The sequence below is a fragment of the Nocardia terrae genome, from assembly GCF_009760405.1.
Lineage (GTDB): Bacteria > Actinomycetota > Actinomycetes > Mycobacteriales > Mycobacteriaceae > Nocardia > Nocardia terrae.
Map to the genome: position 1 here is coordinate 473,981 of NZ_WRPP01000001.1, position 16,851 is coordinate 490,831.

Sequence of the window (16,851 nt, forward strand, 5' to 3'; positions counted from 1 at the left end):
ATCAGGCGCGGCTGGAGCCGGTCGGCCAAACGATATCCACCGGAACGCCCTTGCCGCGAGCGAACTCGACCACCGTGCCGGTTCCGCCTTGCTCGCTGGGCTTGCCATCCCATACCGCGATGAGGCGGTCGCTTGATCCCACGAGAGTTTCGTTGGCGGCCTCGTACGCTTCGGGCCCGGCTACATCGAAATCCAGAACGTTCACCACGTCCGCGCGATCCAGCAGCGCGTCGAACTGCTCGGCATGGTCCTGCTTGACCTTGCGCTCGCGGTAGTTCCGGCAAGGCAGGACGACCTCGAGCCGTCCGCCGATGTCGAGGACAGCCTGAGCGAACACACTGTCGGCGCCGCGAGCGATACAGCTGATCCCGACGAGCTCGTTGGAGGGGCCTGCGGCAGACAGCATTCGGGTGATTTCGTCATAGACCATGGCGGCTGTGTCCGCGGTGATGTTCATGTGGCCGGTGACACCGATACGAGTCATGGTCACTTCATACCGTGGTCTCGACCAGTGGGCGCATTCTGTCCCTAAGGGATATGACGGCGCTGACGTTCGCCAGTTGCTCGGTGCGCTCGTAGATCTCCTGCACCTTGACGAGCACCCGGTCCGAGGTCGTCTCCTCGACCGTCGTGAGTGCTTCCTCTCCCAGTCGGCACGCCTCGTCGATCTCCCCCTCGATCATCCGTGCCTCGGTGAGCCCGAGCTGATCGAGGGCGCTGCTGCGCAGCCGTTTCGGTCGCCGCAGAGTGATCGCCCGCTCGATCTGCTCTGCGGCCTCGCTGGCGAATTCCGGTGCGTGCTTGGCCATCTCCAGCAGGCGGCCCCCGATGGTCCCGGCGAACTCGGCCTGGTCGAAGTATTCGATCCAGTGGGGATCGCTGTCGGGGGTCGAGGACGTCATGTCCTCGCCTGCTCTGTCCCAGGCTCGATGGAATGCCGAGGGGCGGCCGAGATTGGCATATGCCCATGCCTCGCGGGTGCGCAGCATCGCGTGAACGGTGGGCGTCGCGCCGTGCGCCGCGTGGTCCTGTGCCAGCCGGATCAGCTCGAGAGCGTCGCCGGCTCGACTCAAGCACAGCAGTTGCCGGGCCATGCCTGCCAGGGCATTGGCTGCGAACACCGGGTCGCCCGCCGCCTGTGCGGCCTTGACGGCGAGAACGTAGTACCGCTGCGCTATCGCCTGATGCCCGGAGTCCCACGACATCGTCGCGGCCGTTTCGGCCAGCTGCGCTTGTATTCCGCGAAGCCGTCGGCGAATCGCATCCGGGTGATGTTGGTCGAGCAGATCGTTGACCTCGTCGAGTTGGCCGACGACCGCCTTCCGGCGCAGACCGCCGCCGTACTGATCGTCCCATTCGCGGAAGATGCGGGCGGCATTCTCCAATTGGTCGATCTCTTGCAACCCGGCTCGAGGGATCGCGGTCGGGTGTCCCGGCGGTGTGTGCGCGGCCCGCAACAGCCAGTTCTCCAGGGGCTCTAGCAAGCTTGTGCCGACCGCGACCCCGAGAAGGGCGCGGCCGACTTGACGCCGATCCAGCATCAGGTCCTTCCGGGTGAGTTCGGAGGCGACGGCATTGCAATCCGCGGCCCAGATTCCGGGATCCCATTGCACCGCAGCGAGATCTGCGTGCGGCTCGGGATCGTCGAGGACGAGCGTCTCGATGCGAGACTGCCGGTAGGTGAAGTACGCCGCACGCTGCTCAGGCGTCGCCCGAACGTCGAGATGCGTGTTCATCATCTCGGCGAATTCCGTTGGCAGCGTCACTGTTTCGCCGCGGCTTGCCCATTTCTTGACCACACTGAGCGAGATGTCGGTCTTCTCCGCGAACTCGCGCTGCGACATCCGCAGTGCTTTTCGCAGCGCTGTTGCGTCGGCACCCGTCCATGCCTCTTGCATACCCATTTCCTCACCCCGGTGGGAGATGCGTGTACCGAGCGTATACCGGCGTGCACCGCCGTCCACTTCATTCGGAGCCAACGCGGCGGGAGGGTGAAATCGCACTCGATTCTAGGTCGGCCCCCTGACGTCGGGTGCACTCCGAAACCGTTCCAGGGACTAAGGAGCACACCCGACATGGACATCATCCTCGCGACAACCCTCGCTTCGCTACTGCTGTTCGTGGCGATCCTCGCCGGCCGAATCGTGGACGCGCGCTGGCACACAACTCCTCGGCTCACGGTCGCCGACATCCAAAAACGACTCGCCGCCGAACCGCCCCGGACCTACGTCCCGATCAGCCGGGGGTGGTGACGATGGGCCTGCTGCCCTCCGCTATCGGATTCCTGCGCAGCGACATTTCCGGACTGAACCAGCCGCACGACGAACTTCAGATTCGCCGCGCCGCCGAGCGGACTGGCTACGACCTGCGCAAGATGATCGTGTTCAGCGAACAGACCGAGGACCGGGCACGTCGTTTGCGTGTGGCGATCGATCGCTTGAACGTCGACGCGGTAATCGTGCCCAGCACTGCGCATTTCGACAGCCATGGCATACCGGCCGAGTTGCTCGCAGTGGCGACCGTGATCACGGTATCGCCCGGCAGCACGACATCCCGGACTTCATTCCCGAACTGAGGCCGTGCGATGTCGATACGAGGGCTATTGGCCGCTCTGAACGATGAGCGGCCGCGCGCCTGGCTGCAATACGAGGATGGCTCGTGGGCTCCGGTGGCCGAGGACGGATGGATCGGGCCGTCGATCACCGTCGAGGATCTCCTCACAGTTGCTCGGCAGGATCTCGACGCGCTCGAGGCCGCCGGATTCCTTACCGAAATCATCGACGTCGAGCCGCTGTCGGTCGTCGATGTCGAGGGCGGCACGCAGCAAGAAGGACGGACCGATCAGCCCGCGCTCGGCTGCGGCCTGTCCTGATCCGAGGCCCTCGGTACGAGCCGGGGGCCTCGAATGCCGACCGGATGGCGATTCTCCAGTCGCGAATTACGGGTGACTACAACATTCGTCGAAGATCAGCAGGCTGTATTGCCCGAATTTGATCGACGGAATACTCTGAGTGTTATTCGATGCGATCCGGTTGGCTGGAAGTCATCGAAACCGATAGCCAGGGTCTGTGTTGGCAGCCCTGATGACGCGAACTTCGCGTATTCCAGAAGATCTGTGCCTCCGCGAGCAGGCGAGACGAATCTGATCCCAGCTCTACTCGGCTGTCGCTGGGCACGCGCTGGTGATCTTGAACTCTCGGACGCCGACAAGGAGATTCGACTATGCCTACTACGGACGCATATCTGACTCGGGCGCAGGTGGCGCACCGGCTGCAATTGGCCCCGAAGACGCTCGCGAACTGGGCGTCGATTGGGAAGGGGCCGAGGTGTATTCGGCTTGCGGGTGGGCGAGTTCGGTATCCGAGTGAGGACTACTTCGCGTGGGAGCGGACTCAAACCGATCCCTGAACTGGTTACCAGTTGGCTAACTTTCAGGCTCTTGTTCCAGTCCGCCCTCACAAGGAGATTCGTGATGTCCACCGAAATCGCGTACCTAACCCGGCTGCAAGTTGCGCAGCGGCTTCAGCTGTCGGAGAAGACCCTTCGGAACTGGGCGGCGGAGAAGCCGCCGAAGGGGCCGCGGTGCATCCATATCGGTGGATGTGCTCGCTACCCGGTTGCCGATTACGACGAGTGGGAGCGGGCGCTACTGCAACAGTGAAGGGGATAGGGCGATGCCGAGTGTTGAGCTCAAGATCGGGCAGTGGGGCGCGATCAGCAGTAAGAAGTACCCGGACAGGGCCGGGCCGAAGAAGTGCCGGGCCTGGACCAAGTACCGGGACACCGATGGGGTCAGTCGTCCTGTGGACTGCTGGGACACAACCGAACCCAAGGCGCGGGCGAAACTCAAAGACATCCTGGAAGTGCGGCAGGCGCCTGCCAAGGCTGCGAAAGAGGGTCTGCTGACGCCGAATACGCGCTTCAGCACCGCACTGGATATGTGGCTGGATGAGCTGAAGCTCGATGAGACCATGGCGCAGCAGACCATCGACGGGTACGAGCGGCAGATCAACAAGTCCGACGACAAGCGGGCCGATCCCGATGCGATCAAGATCCGGCCCATGCTGGGGAACTACCGGATTCGCGAGATCGATACGGCCGTGGTGGACAACTACCTGAAGTCGATCAGCAAGCTCGGGCACAAGCGGAAGGCGCGGTGGCAGGCCACGATCCTGCGCGAGACGTTGGACCTGTGCATTCGCCACGGCGCGCTCACGGGCGCGAATCCCATGAGCGGAGTCTCCAAGCGCACTATGCGCAGCAAGAAGAAGTCCGTGAAGGCCGAGGCGTGGACCACCTTGCAGGCCATGCGCGAGACGGTGGAGAGGTGGGGGCGTGGCGAGGAGATCCCCGGCACTCCCGCATACAAATACGGTCCGCGCCGCGACTCCCAGGAGATCCTGGACGTCTGCGACTGCACGGCCGGGGCTGGCGGTGTCCGCCCGCACGAGGTGTTCGCGTTCCTGTGGGAAGAGGTCGAAGGCATCGACTTCGACGCGAAGAAGTGGCCGACCATCGGGCCGGACAGCTGCCCAGAGGTGTGGCTCACGATCTCGGGAACCGTGGTCACGGTGAAGGGTCAGGGCTGCTTTCGGCAGGAGTGGCTGAAGGTCGGCAAGAAGCCCTACCGGGTGCGCGTGCCGTGGTACATGGTGTTGATCCTGCGCCGCCGCTGGGAAGAGGCCGAACGTCCGAGCGAGGGCCTGATCTTCGTGAACCGGAACGGGAAGGTCAAGAACCCGAACAACTTCAACCGGACGTTCCGGGCGGCACGCGGAACCGAGTATGCGCATATCACTCTGAGGTCCTACCGAAAGCGAGTAGCCACGGCGACGGCGGAGGAGAAGGGTATCGACGCCGCGGGCCTCCAGTTGAACCACGTTCTGGGGTCGCGAGTGACCGCCGAGCATTACGTGGAGAAGCCGCGCGATGTCCCCGACAACCGTGACGTGCTCAACGCCTACGTCGCGTGAGGAGTTGGAAGAAATGCGCTCAGAAGTTGGTGAGAAGTTGGTAAGACGTCAAATAAGCAGTAGGCCCAGGCGGGAGAAAAGTCTCCGGCCTGGGCCTTTAGGGGTGGCTGACGGGACTCGAACCCGCGACACCCAGGATCACAACCTGGTGCTCTACCAGCTGAACTACAGCCACCATTGCCGTAACTTTCCGGCGCGGTAGATATTAGCGTGCTGCCGTGACGAGTACCTAATCGGCTGTTCAGGTGGGGTTTAGCCGGCTTCGGGGGTGGGGGCTTCGGAGAGCTCGGCAGCCACGGCGGCGATCTCGGCGGTGGAGGGGCCGGGCGGGGCGACGAAGGCGGTGCGGCGGTAGTACTGGAGTTCGCGGATGGATTCCTGGATGTCGGCCAGGGCGCGGTGGGCGAGGCCCTTCTCGGGCTGGCCGAAGTAGATGCGCGGGTACCAGCGGCGGGCCAGTTCCTTGATGGAGCTGACGTCGATCATGCGGTAGTGCAGGTGGGCGTCCAGGGTCGGCATGTCGCGGGCGATGAAGCCGCGGTCGGTGGCGATGGAGTTGCCGGCCAGGGGGACCGTGCGCGGGGTGGGCACGTACTGCTTGATGTAGTCGAGGATCTGCTTCTCGGCTTCCTCGACCGACACGGTGGAGCGGCGGACCTCTTCGGTGAGCCCGGAGCGGGCGTGCATCTCGGTCACCACCGGCGGCATGGCGGCCAGGGCGGCGTCGTCGGCGTGGATCACGATGTCCACGCCCTCGCCGAGGATATTGAGGTCACTGTCGGTCACGAGCGCGGCCACTTCGATCAGCTTGTCGCTGTCGAGCTGTAGGCCGGTCATCTCGCAGTCCATCCACACCACGTACTTGTCCACCCGCCAAACCCTAGCCCTTCGCCGCGCGGTGGCTCGGATGCCCGGCCGCGTCGAGGCCGCTCACCCACCCGACCGGGCAGTATCGTTCTCACCAGATCCGCGCATAACGAGCGGTCGGCATGTTGGTTGGGCAGTTCCAGAGAGCATCACGTTCGCAGGGCAGTCGCAGTTGGCAGAGCAGACGGAGGAAGCGCGATGACCACCCCGCAGGAGAAGGCAGCGGCGGCACGGAAAGCGGCGGAGGAGGCTGCGCGGATCGCGGCCGAAGCGGCGGCGGCCGCCGAGGCCGCGGAGAAGGAAGCGGCGGATCAGGATGCCGCCGACCAGGCGGCTGCCGCGGCGGCCGATTCGGCGACGAAGACCGAGAGCAAGGCGAAAGGCGCTGCGGCGAGCGCCGGTTCGGCCGACAAGGACGAGGCGGCCGCGCTGGAGATCGCGGCGGGTTACGCGATGGAGGGGCTGGCCCTCGAGCTCGGCACCGTCATCGTCGGCGGCAGTGTGCATCCCGATGCGCGCGTACGGATTCCGATGAAGACCATGAACCGCCACGGCTTGGTCGCGGGCGCGACCGGTACCGGCAAGACCAAGACCGTGCAGGGGATCGCCGAGCAGCTCTCGGCGGCGGGCGTGCCGGTGGTGCTGGCCGACATCAAGGGCGACCTGTCGGGTCTGGCGCAGCCGGGAACGTCCAATGACAAGCTGCTGGCCCGCGCGCAGGAGACCGGCGACCCGGACTGGAAACCGCAGGGCTTCCCGTGCGAATTCGTCTCCCTCGGCACCGAGGGCATCGGCATTCCGATCCGCGCCACCATCACCTCGTTCGGCCCGATCCTGCTCAGTAAGGCGCTGGGGCTCAACGAAACCCAGGAATCCACCCTGGGCCTGATCTTCCACTGGTCGGATCAGAACGGCCTGGCGCTGCTGGACCTGAAGGACCTGCGCGCGGTGATCCAGTACCTCATCAGCCCCGAGGGCAAGGAGGATCTCAAGGGGATCGGCGGCGTCTCCGCCCAGACCGCGGGCGTGATCCTGCGCGCACTGGTGAATCTGGAGGCCGACGGCGGCGATACCTTCTTCGGCGAACCGGAACTGGAGCCCGCCGACCTCATGCGCACCGCGGGCGGCCAGGGCATCATCACCCTGTTCGAACTGGGCGCGCAGGCATCGCGGCCGCAGATGTTCTCGACCTTCCTGATGTGGGTGCTGGCCGACCTGTTCCAGACCCTGCCCGAGGTTGGCGACATGGAAAAACCCAAGCTGGTGTTCATCTTCGACGAGGCGCACCTGCTGTTCAACGGCGCGTCCAAGGCGTTCCTGAACCAGGTCGAGCAGACGGTCAAACTGATCCGCTCCAAGGGCGTCGGCGTGTTCTTCTGCACCCAGCTGCCCACCGACATCCCGAACTCGGTGCTCTCCCAGCTGGGTGCGCGCATCCAGCACGCGCTGCGCGCCTTCACGCCGGAAGATCAAGCGGCACTGTCGAAAACGGTCCGAACCTACCCCAAGACCGCCACCTACGACCTCGAAAAGGCGCTCACCTCACTGGGTATCGGTGAAGCGGTGGTCACGGTGCTGTCGGAGAAGGGCGCGCCCACCCCGGTCGCCTGGGCCCGCATGCAGCCGCCGCGTTCGCTCATGGACACCATCGGCGACGACGGAATCCGCTCGCGCGCGCAGCAATCCACGCTGTACGGCAAGTACGGTGCCACCATCGACGCGGATTCGGCCTACGAGATCCTGACCGAGAAGCTGGCGGCTGCCGCGCAGGCGCAGGAGGAGGCCCCCGCCAAGGCTCCGCGTTCGTCCAAACCGGCCCCCGCCCCGGAGTCCATGGCCGAGCAGATCGTGAACAACCCCGCGTTCAAGAACTTCCTGCGATCCGCCGCCACCGTCGCGGGCCGCGAAATCAGCCGCAGCATCTTCGGTACCCGTAAGCGCTGATCGGCGAGCGGCACACCCATCGGGGTGTGCCGCTCGGCGATATCAGTGGCCGATGTCGCGGCACATGAGGTCGTCGATGGTCTCGCGGCGGATCAGTTCGCGGGAGCTGCCGTCGCGGACGGCGACGATCGGCGGGCGGCCCACGCCGTTGTAGGACGAGGCCAGGCTGTGGTGGTACGCGCCCGTGCAGGGCATGGCCAGCACCTCGCCGGGACGCAGGTCGGCGGGCAGGCGGACATCGCGGGCGAGGATGTCGCCCGCCTCGCAGTAGCGGCCCGCGACGGTGGCGGTCATGTGCGGGCCGGTGGGGTGGCGGTTGACCACGACGGCGTCGTAGCGGGCGCCGTAGAGCGCCACGCGCGGGTTGTCGCTCATGCCGCCGTCGACGGTGACGTAGGTGTGCCCGTCCTCGACGTGCTTGACCGACAGCACCCGGTACAGGGTGACGCCCGCGCGGGCCACGATGGCGCGGCCGGGCTCCAACGAGATTCGGGGGCGCGGGAATCCGTGCCGGGCGCACGCCGCGTCGAGCGAGTCCTCGATGATGTCGGCCAGCTCGGCCAGGTTCATCTCCGCGTCCCCGCTGCGGTAGGCGACCGCATGCCCGCCGCCCAGATCGAGATCGGTCAGGGTGACGCCGAATTCGTCACGGATGCGGGCCATTTCGGCGACCATGCGGCGCACCGCCTCGCCGTAGGGGAAGGTGTCGTGGATCTGCGAGCCGATGTGGCAGTGCAGGCCGGCGAATTCCAGATTCGGTTGCCGCACAATGCGATCCACCGCTTCCTTGACAGCCTGGCCGCCGATCGGGAAGCCGAACTTCTGGTCGCTCACCCCGGTCCGCACGGCCGGATGCCCGTGCACGTCGATATCGGGGGTGACCCGCAGCAGCACCCGCTGCGGCCGCTCGGCCAGCGTCGAGAGCAGGGTGATCTCGGTCAGCGAGTCGACGACGATGCGCCCGACCCCGCAGTTGACGGCCGTCTCCAGTTCGGTGAACGGCTTTCCGTTGCCGTGCAGCACGATTCGCCGCGGATCGGTCCAAGAGGACAGCGCGACGGCCAGTTCCCCGGCGGAGCACACATCCAGCGACAGTCCCTCGTCGGCGATCCATTCGGCGACCGCGCGGGTCAGCAGCGCCTTGCCCGCGTAGATGATCTCGGCGTCGGGAAAACGCTTGCGGTAGGCCTGGCAGCGCCCGCGCACCTCGCCCTCGTCGAGGACGTAGGTGGGTGTCCCGTACTGGTCGGCTATGTCGGCCAGCGCGACACCGCCGACCGTGATACGTCCGTCGCCGTCGTAATGGGTCTCGGCCGGCCAGATGGCCGGGTCGAGGCGGGGCACCATGCCCCCGTCACGCAGCGACGGAAAGATCTCGAGCAGCGTCAAGAGTGTCTCCTGTGGGGGTCCCCGCTTTCTCTTATGCGGGGCCACTTCAGGAGTACGCCCGTACCGGTAGCCGGTGAACCTCCGGCTACGCGGCTTTGACGACGCTCGGGCGGATCCTTACGGGTTGTTGACCACCGAGGCGGTCACTCGCCCAGTTTCTTGTAGGCGGCCCCGGCCACCACCGAGGTGATCGACCGCGGCCCGAACTGGCCGACCACGCTCATACCCTTGCTGATCAGGCCCGGAACCACGCGCATCTTGTTGCGGGCGAGCGCGTCGATGGTGATCTTGGCGGTGTGGGCGGCGGTGACCCAGATGAACTCCGGGATCTTGTTGCCCATCTCCTCCTGGTCCGGGTTGTCGGTGCGCACCGGCCCGGGGGCCAGCAGCGTGACGTGCACGCCGGTGCCCTTGAGCTCCCCGCGCAGCGACTCGGAGAAGGTGTTGACGAACGCCTTGGACGCCGAATAGGTGGTGTTGTGCGGAATCGGCATATTGCCCGCCGCGGACCCGGTGATCATGATGCCGCCCGCGCGGCGCTCCAGCATGCCCGGCAGCACGGCCAGCGTGAGGTCGTGCACCGCAACGGCATTGAGTTCCATGATGTCGCGCTCGTAGTCCAGATCCAGCTTGGCCAGCGGGCCGAAGGTGGCGACACCGGCGTTGTTGCACAGGATCGCGATCTCGCGCGCGGCCAGTTCCTTGGCCAGCGGGGCACGCTGGTCGCGGTCGGACAGGTCCACCGCGCGCACCTCGGCGGTGATCCCGTATCGGTCGGTCAGCCGCTGTGCCAGCTCGGCCATCAGGTCGCCGCGCCGGGCGACGAGGATCAGCGAGTAGCCCCGCGAGGCAAGCTCTTCGGCGAGGGCGACGCCGATCCCGGAGGAGGCTCCGGTGACGACGGCACGATTGTCGGCGGTGGGTGCAGGCAGGCTCACGACATCGCAGCCTACCGATGCCGACCGGGGCAGGGAGGGCGGAGTGCGGATGGGGTCGCCGAAACCGGCGACACCCACCGCGCAGATCTGATCAGCCCGCGTTGGCGGTGCAGTGCGTACGGACGATCTTCGCGTAGCTCGGCTCCGCGCTACCCAGGCTCACCAGCAGCGGGTTCGGGTCGGCGCCGAGCTGAGACATGGCATTGCGCTCGGCCTCGGCCTGGTTGCGACCGGTCGCGAAGACGAGGTTGTCGTCGCGACGCGCGACCGTGCCGCAACCGTTTACCCAGCGCAGTTTGACCACGCAGTTGGTGTAGCCGCACTGGTCCAGCGCGCTGGCGTCGGCGCGACCCTGGTCGGAAGTGTCCCAGGCGGCGCCGAACTGCCAGGAGTCGCCCAGATCGGCGACGGCGATCGCGCCGAACAGGTCACCGGCGGCGTTCGCGGTGCCGAAGGTGCCGGAGAACACTGCGGCGCAGGCCGCGACGCCCAGGGCTGCTTTACGTGTCAGAGTCATAGAGAATTCCTCCCCCAAGATCGGTGAATCATTTGCTCCGTGATCATGGCAGGGTGGTACGACAGCCCCCGACCGTCTGAATCGGTTGCCGTATAGGTCATTTCGGTTCCGGGCGGAAACATGACGAAGGCCCCGCCCGGATTCGGCGGGGCCTCCTTCGACGCAGCGGCGAGAAGCCGCTCAGCCCAGGGTGACCGACTGGATCGGCGCGCTGATGCTGCGCGCGCCGTCGGACATGCACGGGCCGACCATCCCGGCCGGGTTGTCGAGCGGGCCCGTGTTGACCACGAGGTTGGTGCCGGCGCCGGGGCCGGACGTCGCGGGCAGGGTGTTGCTGGCGGCGGGTGGCACGGTGCCGCCGGGGACGTGGAACGGACCACTCACATGGGTCTTGTCGCCGTTGTTCCAGAGCAGATCGGCGTCGACGGTGGCATTCACGTCGTTGCAGTTGCCGGTGCCGGTGAAGGTGCCCTCGACACTCTTCAGGTCGCAGCCGCTGAAGGTGCCGCTGACGGTTCCGTTGACCGGGCCGTCGGACATGCCGATCGGGCTGGTCTGGATATCGAGGTTGCCGCCGGTGCAGGAGGCGGTGCCGGTGGCGGCCGCGGCCTGCGGTGACAGGGCGAAGAGCACGCCGCCGACGAGGGTCGTGCACGCCAGCGCGAACGTCTTACGGGGTGATGCCAGTGAAGATCGTCTCCTTGGATCAGTGCAGAACAGTGCAGATCGAATGGGCGATGCAGTGGCGAAACGGGGGGAACTATACCCATGGCGCGCGCAGCGGCGTAATGCCCGCATCTGGGCAGGGCTTGCCCTTCGTCGGTGTCTAATCCCGCTGGCGAGAAGCCGTCTCAGTGTTACGAGACGGAGGAGTCACAAACGCTATGCCCCAGGTCAGGTGGCCGTGCCAGACACTGGCAATTCGACCGCCCTGGACTGCCGGTTTGGCGTCACCGATTGGGCCACCGGCCGCTCGAACGGCGGCAATTGTGGCGTCGAGGTCGGGGGTCGTGAATGCGGCCCCCACCAAGGCGGGTGGACGTCCCGAGCTCACCACCTCGAGGAACGGCTCGCCCACGCGGTAGAATGCCATCTCGGGGCCTTCCGGACCTCGGGGAAAGAAGCGGCGGCGCGGCGGAATGCCCAGCACGGCGGTCAGATTGGTGACCGCCTCGTTCAGCTCGGGCACCCAGTACACGACGTGGTCGATCTTCGTCACACCGTTCGGATGCGCGGGGATCCAATCGGACGCGGGCGCTGTAGATTCCAGATGCCGGATACCGAGAACCTCAGGGGCGGAGTGGGTTTCGTCGAAGCCCCAGGCGGCCTCGCCCAGGACGCAGTCGACCGCGCCGATGCGCACGCGGCCGTCGGTGACGGTGAAACCCAGTGCCGCCCAGGACTGCTCGTCTCCGGGCAGTCCCAGGCGGGTGAGGTTGGGCATTACAGTCCCGCCGCCAGCCGGGTGCCCTGGTTGATGGCGCGCTTGGCGTCGAGTTCCGATGCCAGGTCCGCGCCGCCGATGAGGTGCACCTTCACGCCCGCGTTCTGCAACGGCTCCTGCAGGTCGCGCACGGATTCCTGACCGGCGCACAGGATCACGTTGTCGCACTCGATGACCTGCGGGCGCTGGCGCTTCTCGCCGAAGCTGATGTGCAGGCCGCGGTCGTCGATGCGCTCGTAGTTGACGCCGCCGATCTGCTCCACGCCCTTGGCCTTGACCGCGGCGCGGTGCACCCAGCCCGAGGTCTTGCCCAGGTCCTTGCCGAACGAGGACGACTTGCGCTGCAGCAGTACGACTTCGCGGGCGGCGGGGGAGGGCCTGGGGGTGGTGAGGAAGCCGGGGACGGTGGGATCGTCGGAGACACCCCACTCTTCCTTCCACTCGTCCAGCTTGAGGCTGGGATGTCCTTCGACGGTGAGGAATTCGCTCACGTCGAAGCCGATGCCGCCCGCGCCGATGACCGCCACCTTCTTGCCGACCGGCTTGCCGTCGCGCACCAGTTCGGCGTAGGTGAGCACCTTCGGGTGGTCGATGCCGGGGATGTTGGGGATGCGCGGCTTCACGCCGGTGGCCAGGATGATCTCCTCGTAGCCGCCCGCGACGAGCTGCTCGGCCGTGGCCTTGGTGTTGAGATGCAAACGCACACCGGTGATCTCGATCTGCCGGGTGTAGTAGCGGATGGTCTCGCTGAACTCTTCCTTGCCCGGGATGCGGCGCGCGATGTCGAACTGCCCGCCGATCTTGTCGTCGGCCTCGAACAGGTCCACGTGGTGGCCGCGCTGGGCCAGGCTGACCGCGGCGGAGAGCCCGGCCGGGCCCGCGCCCACGACCGCGAACTTGCGGGTGCGCCGCGTCGGCAGCAGCTTCAGCTCGGTCTCGTGGCCGGCGCGCGGATTCAGCAGGCAGGACACGGTTTTCGCCTGGAAGGCGTGGTCGAGGCAGGCCTGGTTGCAGGCGATGCAGGTGTTGATCTCGTCGACCCGCGCGTCCTGCGCCTTGCGCGCCCACTCCGGGTCGGCGAGCAGCGGGCGGGCCAGCGACACCAGGTCGGAGTCGCCGCGGGTGAGGATCTCCTCGGCGGTCTCGGGCATGTTGATGCGGTTGGACGCGCACACCGGAATGTCCACGATGTCCTTGACCTTCGCGGTCCACTCCACGAACGCCGCGCGCGGCACCGAGGTGACGATGGTGGGCACCCGGGCCTCGTGCCAGCCGATGTCGGTATTGATGATGGTGGCCCCGGCGGCCTCCACATCCTTGGCGACGGCGGCGATCTCGTCCCAGGTCTGGCCCTTCTCCACGAAATCGGCCATGGAGAGCCGGAATACGATGATGAAGTCGGGTCCTACCGCCTTGCGCACCCGGCGCACGATCTCACCGGCGATGCGGCGGCGGTTCTCCGGCGAGCCGCCCCACTTGTCCTTGCGCTTGTTGGTGCGCTCGGCCAGGAACTGGTTGATGAAATAGCCTTCACCGCCCATGATCTCGACGCCGTCGTACCCGGCGAGCTTGGCCAGGGCGGCGCAGCGGGCATAGTCGTCGATGGTCTCCTCGACGCCCTTGCCCGACAGCGCGCGCGGCTTGAACGGGTTGATCGGGGCCTTGATGGCCGAGGCCGAGACGCTGGTCGGCATGTAGGAGTAGCGGCCCGCGTGCAGGATCTGCAGCGCGATCTTGCCGCCCTCGGCGTGTACCGCCTTGGTGATGGCGCGGTGCCGGTAGGCCTCGGTCTTGTTGGTCAGTTTCGCGCCGAAGGGCAGTAGCCAGCCGGTGCGGTTGGGGGCGTAGCCGCCCGTGATGATCAGTCCCACACCGCCTTTGGCGCGTTCGGCGAAGTAGGCGGCCAGCCGGTTGATGTGCCAGGCCCGATCCTCGAGGCCGGTGTGCATGGAACCCATGACCACGCGGTTGCGCAGCGTGGTGAATCCCAGGTCCAGGGGTTCGAACAGGTGCGGGTACGCGCTCATCGCTGAGAGCCTTTCGGTTCGGACGCCTGCGATCGGGCTGCATCGCGTTCGAGGGCGTCGAGTACTTCGTCGCACCAGTCGACGATTCCCTCCTCGACGCGGATGCCGCCGCGGAGCACGAGGTACTGGTGCAGTTTCTTGCCGGAGAGCTGATCCGGCGCGGGGTAGTCCTTCTTTTCGAAGGTGCGGTACAGGTCGAGGCGGTGCTCGTGCTGGTCGCGGTGGCGCTTCACCTCGACGGCGAGTGCGGACACGTCGCCGAGGGAGGCCGCGCGCAGCTTCACGCCGAGCTCGTTGCGCATGGGTTCGAGTTCGGTGGGTTCGCCGATCCAGCGGATCAGTTCCTCGCGTCCGGCGTCGGACACGGTGTAGACCTTCTTGTCGGGGCGGCCGGCCTGCGGGACGGTCTCCGCGGTCACCCAGCCCTGCTCGTCCATGCGCTTGAGCACGCGGTAGATCTGCTGGTGGGTAGCGTGCCAGAAGAACCCGATGGACTTGTCGAAGCGCTGGGCCAGGTCGTAGCCCGAGCTGGCGCGTTCGGTCAGCGATACCAGGAGCGCGTGTTCGAGGGCCATGCCGCCAGGGTAGCTGCTACAGGACGTACTATGCAATTCAGTGCATAGTACGGCGGGTCGCGGAGAGCGCGCCCGACACCCTGGTTAACGCGCCCGCTCGGAGGGCGGATTTCAGAGCGAATCAAACGCCCGCGAGTGCTGGGCGGAGGACACTGAACTGGCGACAGGGGAGGCAGCCGTGCGTTCGAAACTCACCACCATCGGAGCGGCGGTACTCATCGCGACATCGGCGATGCTCATGACCGCGTGCAATGACAAGGACACCGCCAAGGGCTCACCGGCGACCTCGGTGAGCGCGGTCGCGCCGGGCGGGGCGGATCGGTCCACCACGACCGCCAAGGCGGGCGGCTCGAATTCGCAAGCGACCGTGCGGACAATAAATAAGACCGGTTGGTACGAGGGCTTCGAGATCACCGTGGACAAGGCCACCGTCACGCCGGACGAATTCGGCGGCGCGAAGGTGCTGGTCGACATCACCTACAAGAACACCTCCACCAAGGACGGGACGCTCGACATCGTCCCCGGCGTGGAGGTCGGTGGCGCGCTCGATCCAGGGGCGGGCTGGGACACTCCGACCGTGCCCGGAAAGGGTTCGGCCGCAGGTGATGTCACCACCACCGTGAAGAAGCTGGACAGTGCCGACCATCTGCTCGACACCGTCACCGTCGTCTACGGCACCGCCGCCGACAATCAGACCAAGATCCCGTTGAAGGCCGACACCAAGGCCGACAGCGTCGCGCCGAAGACCCTGAATGTCTCGGGCAAGCTGGTCCAGGACCAGACCACCGTCGAGATCACCGGCGGCACGATCACACCCAGTTACAAGAAGGGTGAACGCAACAAGATGGATCTGGCCCTGCACATCAAGCTGGTCGGCGGCTCCGGGATCGCCGCGGGCGGTTCGAACATCTTCTACGAGTACTTCAGCATCAAGACCCCGGACGGCCAGTCCGTCGTGGCCGATATCCGCGGCCCCATCGACGAACTGCTCGATCGCAACCAAACCATCGACAAGGCCGACCTTTTCGCCATCTTCGTCGTCCCCTCACCGGGCACCGGACCCTACGTGGTGAGCTACGACGCGACCAAGGGCGCGAGCGCCGCGCCCAGCTACTCCTTCACGGTCAGCTGAGAACCGCTGCGCGCCCGGTCTTTTCAGGCTCCGGCGGTTACCCGGGCGCGCAGCCCGGCGGCGAATGCCCGCGCGGCGTCCACGTCCGTGGCATCGGGCCTGCCCTTGTTGATGCCGCCGACCAGCCGCAGGGGAGCCCAGGTATCGAAGGCCCGCACCGCGAAGGTGTCGGCCACCTCGAAACCGGCTCGCGTGACCAGTCGTGTCATCGGCCAGATCTGCGGCGGGAACCCACTGGTGACGTACACGAATGCCTTGCCGCGCCGCTCCTTCGGCAGGTTTCGCACGAACGCGCGCAGCCGCGGGTGGAACCTCTGGTGGAAGATCCCCGACCCGAACCCCACCACGTCGTACGACCCGAGCTGATTCACGTCGACCTGCTCGGGCTCCACGACGGTCGCCTCCAACACTTCCCCCATGGCCTCGGCGATCCGCCGAGTATTGCCGTGCGACACCGAAACACACACGATCAGGGCCTTCATCACTGCACTCCTTCGTTCCCCGGACGATTCGGACATGCTCTGTGACACCGCCCGCCCCCGCGACCGTGACACCGCCATCGTGTGTCGCCGGTCACCTTTGTCGGCGTCTGCGCGTATACAGACACCATGCGGATCTACATAACCAGCGTGTTCGTCGACGATCAGCAGAAAGCGCTCGACTTCTACACCGACGTCCTCGGTTTCACGAAGAAGCACGACGTGCCGCTGGGCGAGGCCCGCTGGCTCACCGTCGTCTCCCCCGAAGACCCCGAGGGCACCGAACTGCTCCTCGAACCCAGCGGCCACCCCGTCGTAGGCCCCTACAAGGCCGGCCTCGTCGCCTCCGGCATCCCGGCCGCCTCCTTCCAGGTGGGCGACGTCCGCTCCGAATACGACCGCCTCACCGCCCGAGGCGTCAAATTCACCCAGGACCCCACCCCCGCCGGCCCGGTCACCACCGCCGTCTTCGACGACACCTGCGGCAACCTCATCCAAATAGTCACCCCACCCGACCTCTGACCTCGGCCCGGGCGACACCGGGACCGTGCACGGCCGGTACGTCG

General features: G+C 66.5%; 20 protein-coding genes and 1 tRNA gene. 9 read left to right on the forward strand and 12 right to left on the reverse strand.

Features of this window, described 5'->3' with window-relative positions; translation table 11 throughout:
- Position 1: 1 nt before the first annotated feature.
- A complete protein-coding gene (locus GPX89_RS02000; RefSeq protein ID WP_157354774.1) occupies positions 2–484 on the reverse strand; it encodes a hypothetical protein in 483 nt (160 codons plus the stop codon).
- A gap of 7 nt (positions 485–491) precedes the next feature.
- Positions 492–1,898: a helix-turn-helix domain-containing protein gene (locus GPX89_RS43670; protein WP_207710588.1), complete on the reverse strand. Its 1,407-nt coding sequence runs from the start codon at positions 1,896–1,898 to the stop codon at positions 492–494.
- 177 nt (positions 1,899–2,075) lie between these two features.
- Between GPX89_RS43670 and GPX89_RS02010 the strand changes: the two genes are divergently transcribed.
- The 6 genes from GPX89_RS02010 to GPX89_RS02030 all read left to right on the forward strand — a co-directional run bounded on the left by GPX89_RS02010 (position 2,076) and on the right by GPX89_RS02030 (position 4,973).
- Positions 2,076–2,252, forward strand: coding sequence for a hypothetical protein (locus GPX89_RS02010; RefSeq protein ID WP_157354775.1), 177 nt, complete (start codon positions 2,076–2,078; stop codon positions 2,250–2,252).
- Positions 2,253–2,254: 2 nt separating this feature from the next.
- Positions 2,255–2,575, forward strand: coding sequence for a hypothetical protein (locus GPX89_RS02015; protein WP_157354776.1), 321 nt, complete (start codon positions 2,255–2,257; stop codon positions 2,573–2,575).
- A 27-nt stretch (positions 2,576–2,602) separates the two neighbouring features.
- Complete coding sequence (locus tag GPX89_RS02020) at positions 2,603–2,872, forward strand: hypothetical protein (protein WP_157354777.1); 270 nt, start codon at positions 2,603–2,605, stop codon at positions 2,870–2,872.
- A 350-nt stretch (positions 2,873–3,222) separates the two neighbouring features.
- Complete coding sequence (locus GPX89_RS46175) at positions 3,223–3,408, forward strand: helix-turn-helix transcriptional regulator (protein WP_407939305.1); 186 nt, start codon at positions 3,223–3,225, stop codon at positions 3,406–3,408.
- A 64-nt stretch (positions 3,409–3,472) separates the two neighbouring features.
- Positions 3,473–3,661, forward strand: a complete 189-nt coding sequence (locus GPX89_RS02025; RefSeq protein WP_157354778.1) for a MerR family transcriptional regulator — start codon at positions 3,473–3,475, stop codon at positions 3,659–3,661.
- Positions 3,662–3,674: 13 nt separating this feature from the next.
- Entirely contained in the window at positions 3,675–4,973 is a 1,299-nt protein-coding gene (locus GPX89_RS02030) for a site-specific integrase (RefSeq protein ID WP_157354779.1), read from the forward strand.
- A 102-nt stretch (positions 4,974–5,075) separates the two neighbouring features.
- Here the strand turns inward: GPX89_RS02030 and GPX89_RS02035 are convergent.
- A tRNA-His gene (locus tag GPX89_RS02035) sits at positions 5,076–5,148 on the reverse strand.
- A 77-nt stretch (positions 5,149–5,225) separates the two neighbouring features.
- Positions 5,226–5,843, reverse strand: coding sequence for an oligoribonuclease (gene orn / locus GPX89_RS02040; RefSeq protein WP_328601419.1), 618 nt, complete (start codon positions 5,841–5,843; stop codon positions 5,226–5,228).
- A 195-nt stretch (positions 5,844–6,038) separates the two neighbouring features.
- Between orn and GPX89_RS02045 the strand changes: the two genes are divergently transcribed.
- Positions 6,039–7,784, forward strand: coding sequence for a helicase HerA-like domain-containing protein (locus tag GPX89_RS02045; protein ID WP_157354780.1), 1,746 nt, complete (start codon positions 6,039–6,041; stop codon positions 7,782–7,784).
- Between the two features lie 42 nt (positions 7,785–7,826).
- Here GPX89_RS02045 and lysA read toward each other — a convergent pair whose 3' ends face one another.
- The 7 genes from lysA to GPX89_RS02080 form a co-directional block, all read right to left on the reverse strand.
- Positions 7,827–9,173 (reverse strand): diaminopimelate decarboxylase, encoded by a 1,347-nt coding sequence (gene lysA, locus GPX89_RS02050; RefSeq protein WP_157354781.1) that lies wholly within the window; start codon positions 9,171–9,173, stop codon positions 7,827–7,829.
- Positions 9,174–9,316: 143 nt separating this feature from the next.
- Complete coding sequence (cmrA, locus tag GPX89_RS02055; protein WP_328601420.1) at positions 9,317–10,111, reverse strand: mycolate reductase; 795 nt, start codon at positions 10,109–10,111, stop codon at positions 9,317–9,319.
- Between the two features lie 91 nt (positions 10,112–10,202).
- Positions 10,203–10,628, reverse strand: a complete 426-nt coding sequence (locus GPX89_RS02060) for a DUF4189 domain-containing protein (protein WP_157354782.1) — start codon at positions 10,626–10,628, stop codon at positions 10,203–10,205.
- A 180-nt stretch (positions 10,629–10,808) separates the two neighbouring features.
- Positions 10,809–11,261 carry a hypothetical protein gene (locus tag GPX89_RS02065; protein ID WP_157354783.1) on the reverse strand — a complete coding sequence of 151 codons (453 nt, stop codon included), beginning with the start codon at positions 11,259–11,261 and terminating at the stop codon, positions 10,809–10,811.
- 193 nt (positions 11,262–11,454) lie between these two features.
- Positions 11,455–12,072, reverse strand: a complete 618-nt coding sequence (locus tag GPX89_RS02070; protein ID WP_157354784.1) for a VOC family protein — start codon at positions 12,070–12,072, stop codon at positions 11,455–11,457.
- Positions 12,072–14,099, reverse strand: coding sequence for an NADPH-dependent 2,4-dienoyl-CoA reductase (locus tag GPX89_RS02075; RefSeq protein WP_157354785.1), 2,028 nt, complete (start codon positions 14,097–14,099; stop codon positions 12,072–12,074). The genes GPX89_RS02070 and GPX89_RS02075 overlap by 1 nt, the downstream gene beginning before the upstream one ends.
- A complete protein-coding gene (locus GPX89_RS02080) occupies positions 14,096–14,674 on the reverse strand; it encodes a PadR family transcriptional regulator (RefSeq protein ID WP_157354786.1) in 579 nt (192 codons plus the stop codon). Before GPX89_RS02080 ends, GPX89_RS02075 begins: the two co-directional genes overlap by 4 nt.
- A 178-nt stretch (positions 14,675–14,852) precedes the next feature.
- On the opposite strand from GPX89_RS02080, the gene GPX89_RS02085 reads away from it, so the two are divergent.
- On the forward strand, positions 14,853–15,806 hold the full coding sequence (locus GPX89_RS02085; protein ID WP_157354787.1) for a hypothetical protein: 954 nt from the start codon (positions 14,853–14,855) through the stop codon (positions 15,804–15,806).
- Positions 15,807–15,829: 23 nt separating this feature from the next.
- On the opposite strand, the gene GPX89_RS02090 is transcribed toward GPX89_RS02085, so the two are convergent.
- Entirely contained in the window at positions 15,830–16,288 is a 459-nt protein-coding gene (locus tag GPX89_RS02090) for a flavodoxin family protein (protein ID WP_157354788.1), read from the reverse strand.
- 126 nt (positions 16,289–16,414) lie between these two features.
- On the opposite strand from GPX89_RS02090, the gene GPX89_RS02095 reads away from it, so the two are divergent.
- Positions 16,415–16,807: a VOC family protein gene (locus GPX89_RS02095; protein WP_157354789.1), complete on the forward strand. Its 393-nt coding sequence runs from the start codon at positions 16,415–16,417 to the stop codon at positions 16,805–16,807.
- The last annotated feature ends 44 nt before the right edge of the window (positions 16,808–16,851 follow it).